This window comes from Phenylobacterium sp., from assembly GCF_025351295.1.
Taxonomy (GTDB): Bacteria; Pseudomonadota; Alphaproteobacteria; order Caulobacterales; family Caulobacteraceae; genus Phenylobacterium.
Window position 1 is genome coordinate 41,497 of sequence record NZ_JANXWD010000012.1, and the last position, 18,632, is coordinate 60,128.

Annotated in this window: 16 protein-coding genes; 12 read left to right on the forward strand and 4 right to left on the reverse strand. The window is 68.9% G+C overall.

What is annotated here, in order from left to right:
• The first annotated feature begins 159 nt into the window (after positions 1 to 159).
• The 3 genes from gdhA to Q0R13_RS01760 all read left to right on the forward strand — a co-directional run bounded on the left by gdhA (position 160) and on the right by Q0R13_RS01760 (position 2,263).
• Complete coding sequence (gene gdhA, locus Q0R13_RS01750) at positions 160 to 1,518, forward strand: NADP-specific glutamate dehydrogenase (protein ID WP_293898544.1); 1,359 nt, start codon at positions 160 to 162, stop codon at positions 1,516 to 1,518.
• Between the two features lie 116 nt (positions 1,519 to 1,634).
• Positions 1,635 to 1,880 (forward strand): type II toxin-antitoxin system Phd/YefM family antitoxin, encoded by a 246-nt coding sequence (locus tag Q0R13_RS01755; RefSeq protein WP_293898546.1) that lies wholly within the window; start codon positions 1,635 to 1,637, stop codon positions 1,878 to 1,880.
• Positions 1,877 to 2,263, forward strand: coding sequence for a type II toxin-antitoxin system VapC family toxin (locus tag Q0R13_RS01760; RefSeq protein ID WP_293898549.1), 387 nt, complete (start codon positions 1,877 to 1,879; stop codon positions 2,261 to 2,263). The genes Q0R13_RS01755 and Q0R13_RS01760 overlap by 4 nt, the downstream gene beginning before the upstream one ends.
• Positions 2,264 to 2,272: 9 nt before the next feature.
• Here the strand turns inward: Q0R13_RS01760 and Q0R13_RS01765 are convergent, their stop codons facing one another.
• The 3 genes from Q0R13_RS01765 to Q0R13_RS01775 are packed head-to-tail and all read right to left on the reverse strand — an operon-like array spanning position 2,273 to position 7,505.
• A complete protein-coding gene (locus Q0R13_RS01765) occupies positions 2,273 to 4,168 on the reverse strand; it encodes a cytochrome c3 family protein (protein WP_293898552.1) in 1,896 nt (631 codons plus the stop codon).
• 1 nt (position 4,169) lies between these two features.
• A complete protein-coding gene (locus Q0R13_RS01770; protein WP_293898555.1) occupies positions 4,170 to 5,018 on the reverse strand; it encodes a hypothetical protein in 849 nt (282 codons plus the stop codon).
• 33 nt (positions 5,019 to 5,051) lie between these two features.
• Complete coding sequence (locus Q0R13_RS01775) at positions 5,052 to 7,505, reverse strand: cyclic nucleotide-binding domain-containing protein (RefSeq protein WP_293898558.1); 2,454 nt, start codon at positions 7,503 to 7,505, stop codon at positions 5,052 to 5,054.
• A 142-nt stretch (positions 7,506 to 7,647) separates the two neighbouring features.
• On the opposite strand from Q0R13_RS01775, the gene Q0R13_RS01780 reads away from it, so the two are divergent.
• From Q0R13_RS01780 to Q0R13_RS01815, 8 genes are all read left to right on the forward strand, one after another.
• Positions 7,648 to 9,615 carry a heme lyase CcmF/NrfE family subunit gene (locus Q0R13_RS01780; RefSeq protein ID WP_293898560.1) on the forward strand — a complete coding sequence of 656 codons (1,968 nt, stop codon included), beginning with the start codon at positions 7,648 to 7,650 and terminating at the stop codon, positions 9,613 to 9,615.
• Positions 9,615 to 10,148: a DsbE family thiol:disulfide interchange protein gene (locus Q0R13_RS01785; RefSeq protein ID WP_293898563.1), complete on the forward strand. Its 534-nt coding sequence runs from the start codon at positions 9,615 to 9,617 to the stop codon at positions 10,146 to 10,148. The genes Q0R13_RS01780 and Q0R13_RS01785 overlap by 1 nt, the downstream gene beginning before the upstream one ends.
• Positions 10,145 to 10,609, forward strand: coding sequence for a cytochrome c-type biogenesis protein (locus tag Q0R13_RS01790; protein ID WP_293898566.1), 465 nt, complete (start codon positions 10,145 to 10,147; stop codon positions 10,607 to 10,609). The genes Q0R13_RS01785 and Q0R13_RS01790 overlap by 4 nt, the downstream gene beginning before the upstream one ends.
• Positions 10,610 to 11,842: a c-type cytochrome biogenesis protein CcmI gene (gene ccmI, locus Q0R13_RS01795; protein WP_293898569.1), complete on the forward strand. Its 1,233-nt coding sequence runs from the start codon at positions 10,610 to 10,612 to the stop codon at positions 11,840 to 11,842.
• 3 nt (positions 11,843 to 11,845) lie between these two features.
• Entirely contained in the window at positions 11,846 to 12,985 is a 1,140-nt protein-coding gene (locus Q0R13_RS01800; protein ID WP_293898572.1) for an ATP-binding protein, read from the forward strand.
• 59 nt (positions 12,986 to 13,044) lie between these two features.
• Complete coding sequence (phoU, locus tag Q0R13_RS01805; protein WP_293898575.1) at positions 13,045 to 13,740, forward strand: phosphate signaling complex protein PhoU; 696 nt, start codon at positions 13,045 to 13,047, stop codon at positions 13,738 to 13,740.
• Positions 13,734 to 14,426 carry a phosphate regulon transcriptional regulator PhoB gene (gene phoB, locus Q0R13_RS01810; RefSeq protein ID WP_293898632.1) on the forward strand — a complete coding sequence of 231 codons (693 nt, stop codon included), beginning with the start codon at positions 13,734 to 13,736 and terminating at the stop codon, positions 14,424 to 14,426. The genes phoU and phoB overlap by 7 nt, the downstream gene beginning before the upstream one ends.
• Positions 14,427 to 14,507: 81 nt before the next feature.
• Entirely contained in the window at positions 14,508 to 15,311 is an 804-nt protein-coding gene (locus tag Q0R13_RS01815; protein ID WP_293898578.1) for a UDP-2,3-diacylglucosamine diphosphatase, read from the forward strand.
• Between the two features lie 405 nt (positions 15,312 to 15,716).
• Here Q0R13_RS01815 and Q0R13_RS01820 read toward each other — a convergent pair whose 3' ends face one another.
• Positions 15,717 to 17,339, reverse strand: a complete 1,623-nt coding sequence (locus tag Q0R13_RS01820) for a porin (RefSeq protein WP_293898581.1) — start codon at positions 17,337 to 17,339, stop codon at positions 15,717 to 15,719.
• A gap of 221 nt (positions 17,340 to 17,560) precedes the next feature.
• Here Q0R13_RS01820 and pstS point away from each other — a divergent pair, with 221 nt between their 5' ends.
• Positions 17,561 to 18,598: a phosphate ABC transporter substrate-binding protein PstS gene (gene pstS / locus Q0R13_RS01825; RefSeq protein ID WP_293898584.1), complete on the forward strand. Its 1,038-nt coding sequence runs from the start codon at positions 17,561 to 17,563 to the stop codon at positions 18,596 to 18,598.
• Positions 18,599 to 18,632: the final 34 nt, after the last annotated feature.

The window sequence follows — 18,632 nt, forward strand, 5'->3', positions numbered from 1 at the left end:
CCTGAGAGTTGTCTGCAAATTCCAGCGACTTGTGAAGGGGCCATCAACCAAGCTTGGACATTGCGCGCTGATTTGCGCTTAAGTCCCGCCGGATTTCGTAGTTAGGTCCATTGGCAAGAGCGTCCGGCGAAAGGGTTTCGCCGGCCATAGGGGGCAAACATGGCGGTTAGCGATCACGTTGACTTGGGCGGTTTCATCGAGGGCGTGCGACGGCGCAACCCTGGGCAGCCGGAATTCGCCCAGGCGGTGCAGGAAGTCGCGGAGGACATCTTCGACTTCATCCAGGACAAGGAACAGTACCACCGCTACCAGATCCTGCGGCGCATCGCCGAGCCGGACCGGGTGATCAGCTTCCGGGTCTGCTGGGAAGACGACAAGGGCAACATCCGCGTGCAGCGCGGCTGGCGGGTCCAGAACAACAACTCCATCGGCCCCTACAAGGGCGGCATCCGCTTCCACCCGTCGGTGACGGAAAGCGTGCTGAAGTTCCTGGCCTTCGAACAGACCTTCAAGAACGCGCTCACCGGCCTGCCCATGGGCGGCGGCAAGGGCGGCGCGAACTTCAATCCGAAGGGCAAGTCGGACAATGAGGTGATGCGCTTCTGCCAGTCGTTCATGAACGAGCTCTACCGCTACATCGGCGCAGACATCGACGTGCCGGCCGGCGACATCGGCGTGGGCGGCCGCGAGATCGGCTACATGTTCGGGCAGTACAAGCGCCTGACCAACGAGTTCACCGGGGTGCTGACCGGCAAGGGCCTGGAATACGGCGGCAGCCTGATCCGCACTGAAGCCACCGGCTACGGCGCGGTCTATTTCCTGCGCAACATGCTGGCGACCCAGAAGAATTCGATCGAAGGCAAGACGGTGGTGATCTCCGGCTCCGGCAACGTGGCCACCCACGCGGCCGAGAAGATCAACCAGCTCGGCGGCAAGGTCCTGACGCTCTCCGACTCGGAAGGCTTCATCCACGATCCGGCCGGGATCGACCAGGAGAAGGTCAACTGGATCAAGGACCTGAAGAACAAGCGCCGCGGCCGCATCTCCGAATACGCCAAGGAGTTCAAGGGCTCGGAGTTCGTCGCCGGCAAGACCCCGTGGGGCGTGGTCTGCGACCTGGCCTTGCCCTGCGCCACCCAGAACGAGCTGACCGGCGATGACGCCAGGACCCTGGTCAAGAACGGCTGCATCGCGGTGTCGGAGGGCGCCAACATGCCGACCACCCTGGAAGGCGTGCACGTCTTCAAGGACGCCCAGATCCTGTTCGCCCCCGGCAAGGCCGCCAACGCCGGCGGCGTGTCGGTCTCCGGCCTGGAGATGAGCCAGAACTCGGCCCGCATCTCCTGGAAAGAAGAGGAGCTGCAGCGCCTGCTGGAGGACATCATGGCCGGCATCCACGCCTCCTGCGTGGAATACGGCGGCCGTGCGGGCTCCAAGGTCACCGACTACGTCCGCGGCGCCAATATCGCTGGCTTCAAGAAGGTGGCCGACGCCATGCTGGCCTTCGGGGTGGTCTGACCCCGCGAACCCACCGCTGAACTCGGGAACGCCGCGCCGCAGGGCGCGGCGTTTTCGTTTGCGACGCGGGCTGGGCCGCGAGTAGACTAACCGGACTTAGTCCAGTTGGTTCACCCATGAAGACCGTCAATATCCACCAGGCCAAAACCCACCTGTCCCGCCTGATCGAGGGCGCGGTCAACGGCGAGCCGTTCGTGATCGCCAAGGCGGGGAAGCCGATGGTCACGGTCGTGGCCGTCGGTCCGACCGAGCCCCAGGGCAAGCGACGGCTGGGCTTCATGGAAGGCGAAATGACTATCCCGGAGGACTTCAACACCTTTGCGCAGGACGAGATCGAGAAACTTTTCTACGGCGAAGAGTGAGGCTCCTGCTCGACACACACCTGCTGGTTTGGGCGGCCGGCGCGCCGCATCGCCTGTCCCGGGTCGCCCGTGACATGATTGAAGACCCGAAAAACACGCTCGTATTCAGCGTCGTCAGTGTCTGGGAGGTCGCCATCAAGCACGGTCTTGGCCGACCGGAATTTCGGACGGAGCCCCGGGTGTTTCGGCAGCGATTGATGATGAACGGCTTCCAGGAACTGTTGATCACCAGCGAGCATGTGGTGGGGGTAGCCACATTGCCGACCATTCATCGCGACCCCTTCGATCGGCTGCTGATCGCTCAGGCGATTGCGGAGGATCTGCTTTTCGTTAGCGGAGATCGTCAGATCGGCGGATATCCCGGCCCGATCCGACGCGTCTGACCGGCGCGGTCAAGCCCCCGCCGCCGGCTTCGCCGACATCTCGCTCCAGCGCAGGGTCTCCAGCGGCGGGTGGCCGGGCTTGGGCGATGGCAGGCCCGGCGCGTGGAAGCTGTGGCAGGTGGCGCACTCGCCGTCGCTGGCCGCCGCGGTCCTGGTCTTCGGCTGGCCGTGGCAGGCGGCGCACTTGGCGATGTCCGGGATCAGGACGTCGCTGGCGTGGTCGGACACCGCCGCCTTGTGGCAGTCGGCGCACTTGTAGCCACCGGCCTTGGCGTGGCCCGGGCCACCGTGCTCCGGTACATCGTGGTCGAAGGCGCCGCGGGTCATGTAGCGGTTCGCCAGCTTGACCGCCTGCACATGCGGCATCGGTCCGGTCGCCGTCTGGGTCCAGGTGATGGCGTGGCAGTCGAAGCAGGCCCCGCCGCGCTGGAACGGCGAGCCGCTCACGGCCGACGGCGCGGCATAGGCGCCGAACGCGCTGGACCGGATGGTGCCCGGCCGCATGCGGTCCGCGCCGCCCACCCCGCCGCCGAAGCCGCCGGCGGCGATCTGCATCGTCTTCTCGACCTCGCCGTGCGGGAACAGCTTCAACTGGCCGCCGACCCGGGCGTAGGCGAGGGAGTGGCAACCGCCGCAGTCGCGTTCCATCTGGATCGGCGCGAAGCCCTTGCCGGTCTTGTCGCGCTGGTGGCAGGCGGCGCACTCCAGCGGCGCGCCGTAGCCGCGGGCCTTGCCCAGCGCGATGGCCTCGCGGGCCACCCCGCCGGTCGGGTCCAGGTGCATGCGGTGCGGGAAGATCAGGCCGTTCTTCTCCTGCGGCGCGCTGGTCAGCGCCATCCGCTGGAACGTCGGCTTCGCCCCCTCGGCCGAGGTCATGATCAGCGGCCGGAACGCCGGGTGGCGACGCCAGTCCGGCGTGTCGATGAGCTCGGTCTTGCCCAGGCGCATCTTCAGCTGGCTGTGGCAGCTCTTGCAGTCCTGGACGACGATCATCTGCGGCTTGTCGCTGAGCGGGGCCTTCGGGTCGGCGCTCGCGAGCTTGGCGTCGGCCTTGGAGTGCTCGACGTGGCAGCTCGCGCAACGGTCGTTCGGGTGGTTGAAGGTGCGCTGGAACACCGCGGCGATCTTCGGGCCGACCCCGGCCGGCAACGGCGTGGCCTTGCTCAGCTTGTCGTGGGCCGCGTGGTCGACGATCAGCAGGGGTTCGAACGCGCTGCCGCCGTCCCGGGAGCGCGCCAGGACCTTGGCCTTGCCGTCCGGCTTCAGGCCGGCCTGGTGGCAGGCGAGGCAGGCTTCGTCGCGCACGGCCACGAACTTGTTGGTGTGACAGGCCTTGCAGTCGCTCTCCAGGAAGGCGTGCGACTTGGACAGGTGGCCGGTGGACCATTGCTGGTCCGGGTGGATCTGCAGGTGCGACAGCACGCCGACGAAGATCATCGGGACCAGCAGGCAGACCACGAAGATGCCCACGCCGAACACCCAGGCCATCTTGCGACGGCCGAACAGCGGCGAGCGCAGCGAGAAGATGCTGGGCGTCGGGTGATGCTCGTCCTCGGCGTGGGTGACGGTGATGACCGCCCCGCCCTCGGGGCCGGCCTCGAAAGCCAGGCTGTAGTCGGCGAAGGCCACCACCGGGTGGCTGGCGAGGTCGAGGTCGGCCCGCTGGACAGACCGGCCGCCGACCTTGAACGGCAGGCCGCTGACCGATTCGATGGTGACCCGGCCGGGTCCGGCGAACCGCATCTTCGCATGCTGCGGATCGATCGACAGATCGGTGAGCAGGATGCCGCTGGCCGCGTCGCGGCCGATCGACAGCTCCGGGCCCGGCAGATGCCGCTCACGGATGATCGGGTCGCCGCCGCCGGCGCGCTCGGTGATCAGCTTGAGGTGGAATTCCTGAGCCATCTCACCAGTACGCAAAGACGCTGACGATGTGCGCGGTAAGCGCCGCCAGCAGAGCGAAGGTCGCGGGGATGTGCACGAAGAGCCATCCCTCGAGCAGGGCGGTGATCTGCATCTGGCGTCGCGCCAGCCCCAGAACCTCGGCCTTCTGCTGCATCAGGCTTTCCAGCTTGGTGATCGCCTCGGCCTGCTTCGCGCTGGCCGAGTGCGGAAGGGCGCGCAGTCGCGCCAGGGCGCGCTTGTTGGCGCAGTCGCCATAGCTGTTGGTCAGCCGCTTCCAGAAGCCGCCGCCCAGCTCGGTCTTGTCGATGGAGAACCGCGCGATCTCCGCGCCGGCCCGGTCGAGCGGCTGGGCCACGTCGTGCATCTGGCGGTCCAGGCTCTCGATGCCCTCCAGCATCTGCTTGCGGGTGGTCTCGCCACGGTTGCCGTGCAGGCGCTGGGGCAGGGTGGCATAGGCCCAGATGCCCATCGCACCCGAGGCGATCACCAGCATCATCAGGCCGTACGCCAGGGTGTGGACGTTCCAGCCGAACTGGAAGCCGGTGTGCAGGGTGGCCAGCACGATCAGCGACAGGCCCAGATAGACATGCGCCGAGACCCAGGCCTTCAGCGAATAGTGCCCGGCGGTGATCACCCGCTTGCGGATGCCCAGGCAGGACAGCCAGACGATCAGGCCGGCGCTCATCGTGCCCAGCACGTAGCCGATCCAGCTGCCGCCGCTGGGCGGCTCGGACATGCGTGCGGCGGTGAAGAAGTAGACGCCCACGGCCGCGACGCAGAGCGCCGTCGCGATCTGCGCGAACCTGAAATGCTTGTGGCGCAGGAACCCTTCGTGGGTTCTCTGCCGCACGCGCTCTGATTGCCCCCCAGCGTGTGACACGAGCTAGTTGCCGCCCCTCTCGATCCGCGCCACGGACAGGAAGGCGTCGGGTGTGACCCGGATCGCCGCTCCCGTCGGGCAGGCCCGCACGCAGGCCGGGCCACCGGCCTTGCCCGAACACATATCGCACTTGATGGCCAGTTTCGGCGATTCGGCGCCGCCGGCCTTGGCCGCCTTCTTGCGCCATTCGTAGTCCGGCTGGCCAGGGCCGGGTCCCGCGCCGAACAGCATCCAGGCGAACAGGCTGGGCTTCTTGGGCGGCGGCTTGTCCATCTGGATCACGCCGTAGGGGCAGGCGCGCTGGCAGTTGCCGCAGCCGATGCAGGTGTCGTTGATGAACACCTCGCCGTCCGGGCCGCGCCGGATGGCGTTGGGCGGGCAGTCGCTCATGCAGTGCGGATGCTCGCAATGCCGGCACGAGGTCGGCACGTGGATGTTGGCGAAGGTGGTGCCGGCCTCGCGGTTGAGGCGCGACAGGCCGTCGTGGCTGTCGGCGCAGGCCTTCTCGCAGTTGTCGCAGCCGACGCAGAGGCTCTCGTCGATCAGCAGCACGTCGGTGGCCTCGCCAATCCCCTGCTTGATCAGGAAGTTGGCGACCGAGGAGTACATGTCGACGGCGCCGCCGAACTCCTCCTTCTGGCTCTCGATGAAGGCGTTGATCTCCTGGCGGGCCTTCATCTCCGACTGCATCCGCTTGGCCAGCTCGGGCTTGCGGGCCAGCAGCGCACGGAATGGTTCGGCCGGAAGCTTGACGACTGTAGAGCGGATCGCGGCCTTCACGGTCGTCGACCGCGGCCGGCGCTCCATCATCGCCATCTCGCCGGAATAGGACCCGGCGGGCACGTAGGACATGAACACCGGCTTCCCGCCGAGGTTCTTCTCCACGATCATCGAGCCCGAGCGAATGATGTAGAGGTCGTCCGAAAGGTCGCCCTCGTTGATGATCGCCTCGCCGGGCTTGACGTCGATCACCTCGGCCCCGGCCAGCACATCCTTGATGTCGGCGGGGGTCAGGCCCGACTTGAAGATCTGCAGCACCTGCCGCTCGGTGGTGATGCGCTGCACGGTCTCGCGGGCCTGCGGCACCTGGGACATCAGCTTCAGGGCCAGCATGCGGGGCAGTTCGACGCAGATCGTCGGCTCGGCCGCGCGGATCGTCGCGCCGCGCTTGCGGCCCGAGATCAGGCCCACCTCGCCGAAGATCTCGCTGGCCGGGATCGACACGGTGATGTTCGGGTTCGCGGGATCGACCTCGACCTTCACCGAGCCTTCGGCGATGCCGAACACCGAGGAGCCGCTGTCGTTGCGGACGAAGATCGCATCGCCGGCCTTGTAGGCCCTGACGTCCATTTCCAGCAGGAATTCCCGCATCTGCAGCGGCGAGAGGCCGTTCAGGATCTCCACGTGGCTGCGCAGGAACTCCAGCCAATCGGCCACCGAGCGGTTGCCGGGCAGGTTCTTCAGCTTGGCCTGCAGCAACGGTTCGTCGGCGGCTTCAAGCTGGCTGTTGCCGCTGATGAACTCGATGACGTCGTAGCCCTGGTTCATGCAGTGCTTGATCAGCGGATAGCCGGCCAGCGCCCCGATCACATAGATGCCGGCCTTGGTGCTCTCGAAGATCGGCGACAGGGTTGGGAAGGCGCTGCGGTCGGGGCCGGAGAACTGGATGCCGGCCGCCTCCACGAACGCGCGCGGCGGGGCGGCGCCCATCCGGGCGATGATCCGGTCGCACTTGTAGCGCGAGGAGCCCTGGGGGGTGTCGACCGTGACCCAGCCGGTCTCCACCAGGCTGGTGTTGCACTCGGTCAGGACGCTGATCCGCCCGGCGTCCCGGGCGGCCAGCAGGCCGTCCACGTTCGGCTTCTTGGCGGTGGGGAAGTCCGCGCCGCGGTTGACCAGGGTGACCGTGTTGTTCTGGCCGGAGTCGGCGATCAGCCCCATCGCGTTCTCGATGCCGGCATCGCCGCCGCCGATGACGAAGATGTGCTCGTCGGTATACTCGCCCGGATCGTCCAGCTGGTACTGGATGTGGGGCAGGGCTCCGCCGTCGCACCGCATGCGGTTCGGGTTGCCCTGGGTGCCGACGGCCAGGACGATGGTCTCGGCGTTGACCGGCTCGCCCTTGGTTAGCTCGATCGTGAAATTGCCCTTGTCGCCGGTGATCGCCTTGACGTCGGCGTTGAACTTCACGTTCACGCCGGCCGCGGCGATGTCGTCATTCCACTGCTGCAGGATCTTCTCGCGCTTGCCGGCGTCGAACTCGGCGTCGGCGCGCAGCACCAGGACGACGGGCGTCGCCATGACGTGCTTGCCCTTCTGGTAGCGGAAGATGGTGTCGGAGAGGTGGTCGGTCTTCTCCAGCAGGACGTGGCTCAGGCCCTTCTTGGCGGCATGCGCAGCCGCGCTCAGTCCGGCGGGACCGGATCCGATGATCGCGACCTTATAGAGTTCAGCCATACCCCAACGCCCCCAACGCCCCGGCCCATCTGGACCGCACCGCTATACTTTCACGCCTCCGCCCGGCTATTGCACAGTAAGATTTCCGATCTGGAGCGAACGCGGTAACACGCGCCACGGGTCGGAGGGGAGCACAAAGTCCATGTCGGCGGAAGTCGGTCAGTTCGCCTTGATTCTCGCGCTGCTGCTCGCGCTCGTCCAGTCCGTGGCGCCGCTTTGGGGGGCATGGCGGGGCGACGGGGTGCTGATGGCGGTCGGCCGGGCCGCCGCGCGCCTGCAGGCGGGGTTCGTAATCCTGGCCTTCGGATGCCTCGCCTACGGCTATGTGACCTGCGATTTTTCGGTCGCCCTGGTGGCCGAGCACAGCAACACCAGCCAGCCCTTGCCCTACCGGTTCGCAGCCACCTGGGGCAGCCACGAGGGCTCGATGCTGCTCTGGGTGCTGATTCTGGCGATCTATGGCGCCGGCGTCGCCGTGTTCGGCCGAACCCTGCGCGAGACGCTGCAGGCCCGGGTGCTGGGCATCCAGGGGCTGATCGGCACGGCCTTCCTCAGCTTCCTGATCTTCACCTCCAACCCGTTCCTGCGCCTCGACCCGGCCCCGCTCGAGGGCCAGGAGCTCAATCCGCTGCTGCAGGACCCCGGCCTCGTGTTCCATCCGCCGACCCTCTATCTGGGCTATGTCGGGTTCTCGATGGCCTTCTGCTTCGCCGTCGCCGCGCTCATCGAGGGCCGCGTCGACGCGGCGTGGGCCCGGTGGGTGCGGCCCTGGGTGCTGGCCGCCTGGATCCCGCTGACCGCCGGCATCACCATGGGTAGCGCCTGGGCCTACTACGAGCTGGGCTGGGGCGGCTGGTGGTTCTGGGACCCGGTGGAGAACGCCTCCCTGATGCCCTGGCTGCTGGGCACCGCCCTGCTGCACTCGGCCATGGTGCTGGAGCGGCGCGGGGCGCTGGTCAGCTGGACGATCCTGCTGGCGATCCTGACCTTCTCGCTCAGCCTGGTCGGCACCTTCCTGGTCCGCTCCGGCATCCTGACCAGCGTTCACGCCTTCGCGGTCGACCCGAAGCGGGGCGTCTATGTCCTGGGCATCATCGGGGTGACGACCGGACTGTCGCTGGCGCTCTACGCCTGGCGGGCCCCGGCGATCCGCTCTGGCGCGCTGTTTCAGCCGCTCTCGCGGGAAGGCGGCATCACGCTCAACAACGTCTTCCTGGCCGCGCTGTGCGCCACGGTGTTCCTGGGCACCTTCAGCCCGGTGTTCATCGAGATGTTCAACGGCGACAAGATTTCGGTCGGGCCGCCCTACTATGCGCGGACCTTCGCGCCGCTGGCCGTGCCGCTGCTGGCGCTGGCGGTGTTCGGGCCGATGCTGAACTGGAAGCGCGACACCGTGCGCAGCGCGTTCCGGCGCCTGCGGGTCCCGGCGGCCATCGCCGGCGTGGTGGTGGTCGCGGCGCTGATCCTCGCCGGGGTGAAGTTCGTGGTCACCGCCTTCGGCCTGGGCCTGGCGGCCTGGCTGGGGGCGGGCGCGGCGACGATCCTGGGCCGGCGCTGGTGGACCGGGCGAGCCTATCTGCTGCGTGCCGTGCGCACGACGCCCAGGGCGCTGTTCGGCCTGACCTTCGCCCATGCCGGCCTGGGCCTGGTGGTGCTGGGGATCACCGGCGTCACCGCCTGGCATTCCGACAAGGTGCTCAGCATGCAGCCGGGCGACACCGTGGCCTTCGCCGGCCGCACCCTGACTCTGAGCGCCCTGGAGACCGTCCAGGGCCCCAACTACGAGGCCCGCCAGGCGCGGTTCACGGTCAAGGGCAAGGGCGCGCCCTACACCCTCTCCAGCGAGCGGCGGTTCTATCCGTCGGCCCAGTCGCAGACCACCGAGGCGGGCATCCATGTGCGGCCCTGGGGCAACCTCTACGTCTCGGTGGGTGAGGAATCGGCGTCCGGCATCGTGGTGCGGCTCTGGAACCATCCCCTGATCGTGTGGATCTGGCTGGGCGGGATGACCATGGCGTTCGGCGGGGCGGTATCGCTCAGCGACCGGCGGCTGCGGCTGGGCGCGGCGGTGAAGCCGGCGGTCCTGGCGCAGCCGGTGGCGGCCGAGTGATGCGTCGCCTGCTGTTCATCGCCCCGATCCTGGCCTTCGCGGTGCTGATCGGCGTGTTTTTCGCCGGCCTGCACCGCGATCCGACGCTGCTGCCGTCGATGATGATCGGCAAACGCGTGCCGACGTTCGACCTGGCGGCCGTGCGCCCGGGCGACCAGGGCCTGCGGACCGGCGACCTGGGCGGGGAGCCGGTGCTGCTGAACTACTACGCGTCCTGGTGTGTCGCCTGCCGGGCGGAGCACCCGATGCTGATGCGGCTGCGCGCCGAGGGCGTGCCGATCCACGGCGTCGACTGGAAGGACGAGCCGGAGGCCGGCAACAAGTGGCTGATCGACCGCGGCGACCCCTACCTCCGGGTCGGCAACGACCGCAGCGGGCGCACGGGCATCGACATGGGCGTCTCCGGCGTTCCCGAAACCTTCATTATCGATAAGCAGGGCCGCGTCCGCTATCGCCACGTCGGCGCCATCACCGAGGAGGACTGGTCGCAGAAGATCGGGCCCCTGATGCAGCGGCTGAAGGCGGAATCGTGAGGCGTATCCTGTCCACCGCGGCGGCCCTCGCCCTGCTGGCCGGCTCTGCCGCGGCGGTGGAGCCGGACGAGCAGCTGCGCGACCCGAAACTGGAGGCCCGCGCCCATTCGCTCAGCCGCGACCTGCGCTGCGTGGTCTGCCAGAACCAGTCGATCGACGATTCGGACGCGGCCCTGGCCCGCGACCTGCGGATCATCCTGCGCGAGCGGATCGCCGCCGGCGACACCGACGACCAGGCGGTGGCCTTCCTGGTGGCCCGCTACGGCAGCTTCGTGCAGCTGAAACCGCCGATCCGCGGCGACACCCTGGCGCTGTGGTTCGGGCCGCTGGCGGTGTTGCTGCTGGGCGGGGCGGGCGCGGCGGTCTACATCCGGGGCCGTTCGCCGGCCAAGGCTGCGGCGCTGACGGTGTCGGAGGAGGCCGAGTTGGCCGAACTGCTTGAGCGTGACGAGGCGCGTTGAATGATTCTCTGGATTATCCTGACCCTGATGACCGTGTTCGCGGCCGTCGGGTTGACGATACCCCTGGTGCGCCGCGCCGACGCCCCCAAGGCCGAGCGCAATGACAGCCTGGGCGTGTTGAAGGCGCAGCTGGGCGAGCTGGAGACCCAGGCCGCGACCGGGGTGCTGGAGGGGGCGGAGGCCGACGCGCTGAAGAGCGACCTGAAGCGCCGGGTGCTGGCGGAGGGCCGCAGGTCCGAGGCGCAGGCCCGGCCGCTCAGCGAGCGTACGCTGCTGTTCGTGGCCCTGGGCACGGTCGCGATCGTCACCCTGGCCGGCACCGGCCTCTATGCCTTCCTGGGCAAGCCGGGGTTGAAGGCTGCGGGCGGCGTCGCCACCGCCCAGGCCGGCGCGGTCCCGGCCGGCGGGCCGCAGGACGGCTCGCCGCACGGCGACCCGGCCAGCGTGATCGCCCAGCTCGAAACCCAGATGAAGCAGCACCCGGACAACGCCGAGGGCTGGCGGATGCTGGGCTGGTCCTATCTGCAGACCGGACGCAACGCCGACGCCGCGAGCGCCTACGGTAAGGCTGCGGCGCTCTCGCCCCGCAACGCCGAATACCTGTCCGCCCAGGGCGAGGCGACGGTGCTGGCCGCCGACGGCCAGGTGACCCCGGCCGCCCAGGATGTGTTCCGCAGGGCTGTTGCCGCCGATGCCGCCGACCCGCGCGCCCGCTACTACCTTGGCGTGGCCAAGGATCAGGCCGGCGACCACAAGGGCGCCATGGACGACTGGATCGACCTGCTGAAGTCCGCCCCCCCGAACGCGCCCTGGGCGCCGGAGGTGCGGGCTTTCGTGGTCAAGGTGGCCACCGAGCGCAACCTCGACATCGCCGGGCGCCTGCCGCCGGCCATGGCGGCCGGTCCGGTGGATGCCGGTCCGGTGCCCGCCGGGCCCGTGGACTCCGGTCCGCGCGGGCCCACCCAGCAGCAGGTGGCCGCCGCTCAGGGCATGAGCGACGGCGATCGCCAGCAGATGATCCAGGGCATGGTCAACGGCCTGTCCGCCAGGCTGAAGCAGAACCCGCGCGACCGGGCCGGCTGGGAGCAGCTGATCCGCGCCCGCATGGTGCTGAACCAGCCGGACCAGGCGGCGACCGCCTATCGCGACGCCAGCCGCGCCTTCGCGGGCTCGCCGGGCGACCAGCAGGCCCTGCGCCAGGCGGCCCAGCAACTCGGCATTCCGGTCACCTGACGCATGTCCGACCTCGCCGACAGGCCCGGCGCCGGCCCGGCGGCCCAGCTGATCCTGGAGCTGCTGCCCGAGCCGGTGATCCTGGTGCAGGGCGCCGACGGCGAGCCGCCGGAGATCGCCTACGGCAACCGGGCCGCCCGCGAGGTCTTCCGCATCGAGCTGGCCGGCGCGCCGCTGGGCGCCGCCCTGCGCCGGCCGGAGGTGCTGGAGGCCATCGAGGGGGCGCTGGCCACCTCGACCAACGCCGAGGTGGCCTTCGAGACCATCGGTGTCCAGCCCAGGTTCTGGCGCGCCTTCGCCCGGCCGCTGGAGACCGGGGAGGGTGGCCTGCGCCAGCTGGTGGTGATGTTGCGCGACGAGACCGACGCGCGGCGCACCGAGCGCATGCGCGCCGACTTCCTGGCCAACGCCAGTCATGAGCTGCGCACTCCGCTTGCCTCCCTGGCTGGCTTCGTCGAGACCCTGCGCACCCACGCCAAGGACGACACCGAGGCGCGGGAGAAATTCCTGGGGATCATGGCCCAGCAGGCTACCCGGATGGCGCGGCTGGTGGACGACCTGCTGTCGCTGAGCCGCATCGAGTTGAACGAGCACATCGCCCCGTCCGGCCGCGTGGACCTGGCGCGGACCATCCAGGACGTCTCCGACGCCATCCGACCGCTGACCGCCGAGCGCGGGGTGACCATCGCGGTCACCGCCGATCCCGACGCGACGTCGGTGACGGGCGACCGCGACCAGCTGGTCCAGGTGATCCAGAACCTGGTGGACAACGCGGTGAAGTATACGCCGCGCGGCGGCCGGGTCGCCGTGGCCCTGGTGGCCGCCCCGTCGCTGGAGGCGGCGCGCGCGCCCAGCCGCACCGGCGTCGGGTTGTCCCTGCTCTCGCCCGACAGTTCCGACCGGCAGGCCTATGTGGTGTTGCGGGTCACCGACGAGGGCCCCGGCATCGCGCGCCAGCATCTGCCGCGCCTCTCCGAACGGTTCTATCGCGTCGAGGGCCAGCGCAGTGGCGGCACCGGCCTGGGCCTGGCCATCGTCAAGCACGTGGTAAACCGCCACCGCGGCGGGTTCGCGGTCGAAAGCGCCGAGGGCGAGGGCAGCACGTTCAGCGTCTATCTGCCGATTGCGCCCGCGCAAAGCTGAGCGTCGCAAAACTGTCGTAGGACCGCATTAGTTTGCGCCTTCAGAGAGCGAGGGGCTGAGTGAACCGTAGCCTGCAGTCCGAGTTGCGCCAGCTGGTCGCCGAGGTCATCCGCATGGGCGGCCTGGCGGAGGCGCAGGTGGTCGACGCGGTGGACGCCGTGGTGCGCCGCGACGTACCGCTGGCCCAGGCCCTGATCATCCGCGACCTGCGCCTGGACACCATGCAGAGCGACGTGGAGCGCCGGGCCGTGGCCCTGATCGCCCGCCACCATCCCGGCGAGGCCGACTTGCGCCGGGCCATCTCGACCCTGAAGCTGGCCATGAACCTGGAGCGCTGCGGCGACCTGGCGCGCAACATCGCCAAGCGCAGCCTAGTGCTCTCGGCCGGCGAGCCGCTGCTGCCGCTGACCGGGGCCATCGAGCGCATGGGACGGCTGGTCTCGGCGCGGCTGCGCGAGGTGCTGGACGCCTATGCCGCCGGCGATGTCGAGCCGGCGCTGGACGTCTGGCGCCGTGACGGCGAGGTGGACGAACACTACGAAAGCCTGTTCCGCGAGCTGCTGGCCCTGATGACCAGCCGCCCGGGCCAGGTGGCGGCCGGCGCGCACCTGCTGTTCGTCGCCAAGAACCTCGAGCGGATCGGCGACCACGCCACCAACATCGCCGAGATCCTGCACTTCCAGATGACCGGCGAGGAACTGACGGGCGAACGGCCCAAGGTCAGCCTGCCCGATACGGAGACCTCGCCATCGTAACCCCCTACGTTCTGGTGGTGGAGGATGAGGACGCCTTGGCGACCCTCCTCGACTACAACCTCGTGAAGGAAGGCTTCCGCGTGGAGCGGGCGGCCGACGGCGAGGAGGCGCTGCTGCGCGTCGCCGAAGAGCCGCCGGACCTGGTGATCCTGGACTGGATGCTGCCGAAGGTCTCCGGCGTCGAGGTCTGCCGCCAGCTGCGCGCCGGGGCCGAGACGCGGCGCACGCCGGTGCTGATGCTGACCGCGCGCGGCGAGGAGACCGACAAGGTCCGCGGCCTGGAGACCGGCGCCGATGACTATGTGGTCAAGCCCTTCGCCATGAGCGAGCTGGTGGCCCGCATCCGCGCCCTGCTGCGCCGCACCCGGCCCGAGCTGGTGGACGAGCGCCTGGAGTACGCCGACCTGCTGCTGGACCGCGCCCGCCACCGGGTGACCCGCGCCGGCCAGGACATCCACCTGGGCCCCACCGAGTACCGCCTGCTGGACTTCCTGATGCAGCGGCCCGGCCGGGTGTTCAGCCGCGAACGCCTGCTGGACGCCGTCTGGGGGGCCAACACCTATGTCGAGGTCCGCACGGTGGACGTCCACGTCGGGCGCCTGCGCAAGGCCCTGCGGATTCCCGACGCCCCGGACCTGATCCGTACGGTGCGCTCGGCGGGGTATGCGCTGGATACCGAGGGCTGACGTCGTAAGAAGCGGTTCGTCATCCCATCGTCACGGACTCTCCGTACCGCTCATCACCGGCCATCCGTTGGGGGACGCAAGATGCCGGACTTCTCGCCTGCCGTCCGCTGCCGGACGGCGTTCATCTCCGACATCCACCTGGGCACGCGCGGCTGCCAGGCCGAGCTGCTGCTGGAGTTCATCCGCGAGCTGGAGTGCGAGACGCTCTACCTGGTGGGCGACATCGTCGACGGGTGGAAGCTGCGCTCCGGCTGGTTCTGGCCCCAGGCGCACAACGACGTCGTCCAGAAGATCCTGCGGCTGGCGCGCAAGGGTGTCCGCGTCGTCTACATCCCTGGCAACCACGATGAGGTCATCCGCGATTTCTGCGGGATCCATTTCGGGGGCGTGGTGGTGGCGCGCGATGCGATCCATGAGGCGGCCGACGGGCGGCGCTACCTGGTCACCCATGGCGACGAGTTCGACGGGGTGGTGCAGAATGCCCGGTGGCTGGCCTTCCTGGGCGACTGGAGCTACCGCGCCCTGCTGGCCCTCAACACCCACTTCAACTGGGCGCGGCGGCGGCTGGGCCTGGGCTACTGGAGCCTTTCGGCCTTCCTGAAGCACCGGGTGAAGGACGCCGTGGCCTTCATCGACCAGTTCGAAACCGCCATGGCCGACGAGGCCCGCCGGCGCGGCGTCTGCGGCGTGATCTGCGGCCACATTCACAAGGCCGAGATGCGCGAGATGGGCGGGGTGCTCTACCTGAACGACGGGGACTGGGTGGAGAGCTGCACCGCCATCGTCGAACGCTTCGACGGGGCGATGGAGATCGTCCACTGGCTTGAGGCGCGCAAGGCCCTGGCCGTCCAGCCGGCCGTCCGCGCCGCGCCCATCGCCGCCTAGCAAGCGCCCCAATCCTTCCCCTATGGGGGAAGTGGCCCGACGGCAAAGCCGAGGGTTGATGGGGGAAGTGGGCGTGACCGTACACGCCGCCCACCTTCCCCCATTGTCGCCCGCCTTCGGCATTGGCGACATTTCCCCCGCTAGCGGGGGAAAGATTGGGAGCACCTGGCGCGATCCCCTGCGAGGGTCACCCCTTGGTCCCCACGCAAAAAAGCGGCCGCGACCAGAGGGGATTGGTCGCGGCCGAAGCGGCCTCGGGGGGCCGACGTGGAGAGATCTGCGAGGGGGTCTCGCGATCCTCAGGCTACCGGCGCGGCATGTCGGGGCCGTGACGGTCTTGCGAACACCAAGAAAAGCCGCCGCGCCGAAGCGCGGCGGCCCTTGAGGGTCAGAGGGGACTTGAGGCTAGAAGTTGAACTGCGCCCGGGCCGCCAGGGCGTTGTACTTCTGGCCGGTCTGCAGGCCGGTGGCGCCCAGCCGGTCGATGTCGATGTGCTGGAAGTCGAGCATCATCCGCATCGAGGGGTTCAGGTACCAGTTGACGCCGACGCTGGAGACCTTCTGCTCGCCGCCGCGCACGGCGCCCAGCACCGGGGTCGTGCCCAGCGCGCCCTCGCGGTAGTTCAGGTCCACCACCGAATAGCGCGCGGCCAGTTCGAACGCGCCCCAGGTGCCGGCTTCGGCGTTGAAGTTGTAGTTCATCTTCGGCGCGTCGAAGCGGGCTTCACCCGGATTATAGGGGCGTGTCTCGCCGGTCAGCACCCACACGCCCTGGACGTAGTAGCCCTTGAAGTGAGGGTTCGGCGCGATCGAGTTGCGGCGGTCGAGCTTGTAGCGGAAGTACTCAGCCTCAACCAGGAACGGCCCGGTCGAGAAGCCGGCTTCCGCGCCCAGCACCGAGGCGGTCTTGATGTCGATGGCGCCGGTGTCCACCAGGCGGGTGCCGTCGATGCGCAGTTCTGGACGGTCGCGCAACGTGATCGGATAGCGCGGGTTGGCCGCGGCGCCGGCGTCGTTGGGCTGGGTCACGTACTGGGCGTTGACGCCCAGGTGGCCCTGCCAGTCGGTGCTGGAGAACGGCGCGACGGCCAGGCGGCCGATCCAGGCGGTCTGTTCGCCGAACGGCTGGGCCGCCGAGCTGCCGGTGGAGTTGATCGTGCCCACCGTGTTGCCGGTGAAGGCGGTGGAGACGAACCAGCGGGCGGCGAGGCCCGAGTCGCCGGCCCCCATCACCCCGTTGGCCTGCAGCTGGACGGCGCTGCGGCTGTCGCCGGCGGCCACGTTGCGGGCGATTTCGGCCGGGGCCGGGCGTTCCAGCATCGGCATCTGGCTGGTGGAGACCGCGGCGGCCAGGCCGATGTTGGGCTCGAAGGCGCCGACCTTGATCCGCCAGGGCTTCAGGTAGGTGTACTGCACCCAGGCTTCCTGGATGTGGCCGGCGTCCTCGCCACCCGAGCCGCCGAATTCGTAGATCAGGGCGTAGTCGAAGTCGCGGAACAGCTTGCCGTCGATGCCGAAGCGGGCGCGGCGGAAGTTGGTGCCTTCGTTCAGGTCGCGATTGGTGACCGAGGCGGGCAGGTTGTTCTTCTGGAACGACTTGCCGGCGTCGAACATCACGATCGCCTTGATGTTGGCGGTGAAGCGGCCGTCGGCGGTGGCCAGCGCCGGCTTGCCGTTCGGCAGGGTGGGGATGGTGAACCCGCCCTGCGGGGTCTGCAGGGTGGCGATGGCGCCGGCGTCGGCGGTCTGGGCCCCCTTCAGGTCGACCAGTTGCTGGGCCATGGCGTCCAGCTGCTGCTGGATGGCGGCCAGCCTGGTGTCCTGGGCATTGGTCTGCGAGCCGGCGGCCCGCATCTGATTCAGTTGCGCGCGCAGATCGTCCAGTTGCGACTGCATGGTCTGCAGCCTGGCGTCGCTGGCGGCGGTGGCCGGCGCGGCCAGCGCCACCGTCGAGACACCGCACAACAGTACGCCTGCCAGACTCGCGGAGAGCCACGCGGATGCGCCGCGCTTGAGTGACATGCCCATTATAGAACCCCTCTTTGGCCGCCCGTTCGGCAGCTTCACAGGCGCGGTTCCTAGGCTCCGATTGCGACAGCCCGGTAAAAAACCGGCTTCATATTTGTGACAATCGTCTTGCGGTCGTCACTGTCACAAAACTGACGAGCGAATGTCATCGGAGCTTCGCGCGACCTCAATACACCGGCCCTGAACGGGTGCGCGATCCGCGCCTTCGACGAGGGGTTCCCATGTTCAAACGCTACCTGACCGCGATCCTCGCGGCAGCGACCCTGGCAGGGGCCGGCGCGGCCCAGGCCGGCGACATCTCCGGCGCCGGCGCGACCTTCCCGGCGCCCGTCTACGCCAAGTGGGCCGAGACCTATCGCGCCCAGACCGGCGCCAAGCTGAACTACCAGGCGATCGGCTCCGGCGGCGGCATCCGCCAGATCACCGCCGGCACCGTCGACTTCGGCGCCACCGACAAGCCGCTGAAGCCGGACGACCTGGCCACCAACGGCTTCACCATGTTCCCGATGGTCATCGGCGGCGTGGTGCCCGTCGTCAACCTGCCCGGGATCTCGTCGGGCGAAGTCAAGCTGACCGGCCCGCTGCTGGCCGACATCTACCGCGGCGTGGTCAAGACCTGGAACGATCCGCTGATCGTGAAGTCCAACCCGGGCGTCAAGCTGCCGAACCTGCCGATCACCGTCGTGCACCGTTCGGACGGCTCGGGCACCACCTTCGTGTTCACCACCTACCTGGCCTCGAAGGCCGCCCACTGGGCGAGCGAAGTCGGGGCCAACGACTCGGTGAAGTGGCCCGTGGGCCTGGGCGGCAAGGGCAACGACGGCGTCGCGGCCTATGTGAAACAGACCCCGGGGGCGATCGGCTATGTCGAATACGCCTTCGCGAAGCAGAACAAGCTCACCTACACGCAACTGCAGAACAAGGCCGGCAAGTTCGTGCAGCCGACGGCGCCCAACTTCAGCGCCGCGGCGGCCAACGCCAACTGGAAGGCCGCCCCGGGCTTCTACCTGCTGCTGCTGGACCAGCCGGGCGCCGACGCCTGGCCGATCACGGCGGCCACCTTCATCCTGGTGCGGGTGAAACAGGAAGACGCCGCCAAGGGCCGTGACGTGCTGGCCTTCTTCGACTGGGCCTACAAGAACGGCGACGCCGCGGCGGTGCAGTTGGACTACCTGCCGATGCCGGCGGCGGTGAAGGACATGGTCCGCAAGTCCTGGGCCAGGGTCGTCGGTCCGGACGGCAAGCCCGTCTACCGCTAGACCTCGATCTCTATCGAAGGGGTGACATGGCCGG